The sequence below is a fragment of the Pseudokineococcus marinus genome (assembly GCF_013004605.1).
Taxonomy (GTDB): domain Bacteria; phylum Actinomycetota; class Actinomycetes; order Actinomycetales; family Quadrisphaeraceae; genus Pseudokineococcus; species Pseudokineococcus marinus.
The window spans coordinates 1-3,196 of the sequence record NZ_JABEMA010000326.1 but is presented as its reverse complement, the minus strand read 5'-3'; the positions used below and the strand labels follow the sequence as shown (position 1 = coordinate 3,196).

The following is a 3,196-nucleotide window of genomic DNA, read 5'->3' as shown; positions in this document are numbered from 1 at the left end:
CGAGCGCCCGCGAGGCGCCGCGCACGACGGCGTCCGGGTCACCGTCGCTCGGCGCCGCGACGAGGCACCCGCGCCCGTCGAGGGGCGCGACGACGGCGGCCACCCGCGCGAGGGCGAGCGCACCGGCGAGGCGGCCGGCGTCGGCGACGGGCGCCACGACGACGACGCGCTCCGCCGGGCCCTCGACCGAGCCGTCCTCGACCTCGTCGCCGGACCCGTCGAGGGGCTCGTCGGGCCCGCCGGTCAGAGCGCGCCCTTGGTGCTCGGGACGCCCGTGACCCGCGGGTCGTGCGCGAGCGCCGTCCGCAGCGCCCGGGCGACCGCCTTGAACTGCGTCTCGACGACGTGGTGCGCGTCGCGCCCCGCGAGGACCCGCACGTGCAGGCCGATGTGGGCGTGGAAGGCGAAGGACTCCAGGACGTGCCGGGTCAGCGAGCCGAGGTAGGGGGTGTTGCCCGGGCCGCCGCCGATGAGGACGTGCTCCTGGCCGGCCGGCTCCCCCGAGTGGACGCAGTACGGCCGGCCGGAGACGTCGACGACGGCCTGGACGAGCGCCTCGTCGAGCGGCACCGTCGCGTCGCCGAAGCGCACGAGACCGCGCTTGTCGCCCATGGCCTGCCGGAAGGCCTGCCCGAGGCAGATGGCGACGTCCTCGACGGTGTGGTGGGCGTCGATGTGGAGGTCGCCCTCGGCCTCGACGACGAGGTCGACGAGGCTGTGGCGCGCGAGCGCCGTGAGCATGTGGTCGTAGAAGCCCACGCCCGTGCTGATGCGCGACTCGCCCGTGCCGTCGAGGTCGACCTCGACGACGACGGAGGACTCGCTCGTGCGGCGCTCGACGCGCGCGCGGCGGGCCGGGCCCTCGACGGGGGCGGTGCTCTCGAGAGGGGCGGGGTCGGTCATCGGGTGCCCTCCGGGGCGTCGGGGCCGGCCGCGCGGGCGCCGGCGGGGGTGGCGAGGACCTCGACCAGGGCGCTCCTGAAGGCGGCGGTCTCCTCCGGCGTCCCCACCGAGACGCGCAGCCACCCCTCGGGGCCCGTCTCCCGGACGAGCACCCCGCGGTCGAGCAGGCCCCGCCAGGCGGCGTGGCGGTCGGCAAGACGCCCGAAGAGCACGAAGTTGGCGTCGCTGTCGGCCACCTCGAGGTCGAGGCCGCGCAGCCACGCGACGAGGGCGTCGCGCTCGGCGCGCAGCGCGTCGACACCGCGGAGCAGCTCGGCGGAGTGCCGCAGGGCGACGCGGGCGACGGCCTGGGTGACGCCGGACAGGTGGTACGGCAGGCGGACGACGCGCAGCGCGTCGACGACGGCCCGCGACGACGCGAGGTAGCCCACGCGCGCGCCGGCGAGGCTGAAGGCCTTGCTCATCGTCCGGCTGACGGCCAGGCGCGGGTAGCGCTCGAGCAGCTCCAGCGCGCTCGGGACGCCCTCGCGGCGGAACTCGGCGTACGCCTCGTCGACGACGACCACGCCCGGCGCGACGTCGCACACGGCCTCGACGACCTCGCGCGGCAGCGCGGTGCCCGTCGGGTTGTTCGGCGAGGCGAGCAGGACGACGGACGGCTGCTCCCGCTCGACGAGCGCCACCGCCGCCGCCGGGTCGACGGTGAAGTCGTCGCGGCGCCGGCCGACGACCCAGCGGGTCCCGGTGTCCCGCGCGTACTCCGGGTACATCGAGTAGGTCGGCGCGAAGGACACCGCCGTGCGGCCCTCGCCGCCGAAGGCCTGCAGCACCTGGAGCATGACCTCGTTGGAGCCGTTGGCGGCCCAGAGCTGCGCGGCCGGCAGGCGGACCCCCGACTCGAGGGCCAGGAAGTCCGCGAGGTCGGCCCGCAGGTCGAGGAACTCGCGGTCGGGGTAGCGGTTGAGCCCGCGCGCGGCCGCGGCGACGGCCTCCCCCATCTCCCGGGCGACGACCTCCGACGGCGGGACGGGGTTCTCGTTGACGTTGAGCAGCACCGGAACGTCGAGCTGCGGGGCGCCGTAGGGCTCGACGCCGCGCAGGACGTCGCGCAGCGGGAGGTCGGCGAGGGAGGCCGCCCGCGCCGCGGGGTCCCCGGGGGTCGGCACGGCCGCCACCGGGTCCGTCGTCGTCGCGCCGGCGGGGCCGGCGTCGCCGCTCACGCCCCGCTCCCGCGCAGGCGCGCCGTGACGGCCTGGCCGTGCGCGGGCAGGTCCTCGGCCTCGGCGAGCGCGACGACGTGCGGGGCGACGTCGGCGAGCGCCTGCGCCGAGTAGTCGACGACGTGGATGCCGCGCAGGAAGGTCTGCACCGACAGCCCGCTGGAGAAGCAGGCGCAGCCGCCGGTCGGCAGGACGTGGTTGGAGCCCGCGCAGTAGTCGCCGAGGGAGACGGGGGCGTGCGGCCCCACGAAGATGGCGCCCGCGTTGCGCACGCGCGCCGCGAGCGCCGCGGCGTCGGCCGTCTGCACCTCGAGGTGCTCGGCGCCGTAGCCGTCGGCGACGGCGAGCAGCCCGGCCTCGTCGTCCACGAGCACGACGGCGGACTGGGGGCCGGCGAGCGCCGTCCGCACCCGCTCCGCGTGCTTGGTGGCGGGCACCTGGGTCTCGAGCTCGGCCTCGACGCGCGCGGCCAGGTCCTCCGACGTCGTGACGAGGACGGCGGCGGCCACCGCGTCGTGCTCGGCCTGGCTGACGAGGTCGGCGGCCACGAGCGCGGGGTCGGCGGCGCCGTCGGCGAGGACCATGACCTCCGTGGGGCCGGCCTCGGCGTCGATCCCCACGACGCCGCGCAGGAGGCGCTTGGCGGCGGCGACGTAGCGGTTGCCCGGACCCGTGACGATGTCGACGGGCGCGCACAGGCGCGAGCCGTCGTCCTCGCGGGCGCCGAGCGCGAGCATCGCGACGGCCTGGGCGCCCCCGACCGCGTAGACCTCCTCGACGCCGAGCAGCGCGCACGCCGCCAGGACCGTCGGGTGGGGCAGGCCGCCGTGCTCGCGCTGGGGCGGGCTCGCCACGGCGAGCGAGCCGACGCCGGCCTCCTGCGCCGGCACGACGTTCATGACGACGCTGCTGGGGTACACGGCCACGCCGCCGGGGACGTAGAGGCCCACGCGCCCCACCGGGACCCACCGCTCGGTGACCGTGCCGCCGGGCACGACCTGCGTCGTCGTGTCCGTGCGGCGCTGGTCGGCGTGGACGAGGCGCGCGCGGCGCACCGACTCCTCGAGCGCGGC

At 77.5% G+C, this 3,196-nt stretch carries 3 protein-coding genes; all 3 read right to left on the bottom strand.

The genetic code is table 11. From position 1 onward, the window contains the following. Nucleotides 1–243: 243 nt before the first annotated feature. Nucleotides 244–903, bottom strand: a complete 660-nt coding sequence (gene hisB, locus HLB09_RS14815) for an imidazoleglycerol-phosphate dehydratase HisB (protein ID WP_171204102.1) — start codon at nucleotides 901–903, stop codon at nucleotides 244–246. Beyond that, nucleotides 900–2,069, bottom strand: coding sequence for a histidinol-phosphate transaminase (locus HLB09_RS14810; RefSeq protein WP_344554300.1), 1,170 nt, complete (start codon nucleotides 2,067–2,069; stop codon nucleotides 900–902). Before HLB09_RS14810 ends, hisB begins: the two co-directional genes overlap by 4 nt. A gap of 50 nt (nucleotides 2,070–2,119) precedes the next feature. Next, on the bottom strand, nucleotides 2,120–3,196 hold a 1,077-nt coding region (gene hisD / locus HLB09_RS14805), incomplete at its 5' end, for a histidinol dehydrogenase (protein WP_171204101.1).

Excerpts from the sequence above, each read along its gene's own strand:
- hisB (WP_171204102.1), bottom strand. The coding sequence starts at position 903 with ATGACCGACCCCGCCCCTCTCGAGAGCACCGCCCCCGTCGAGGGCCCG.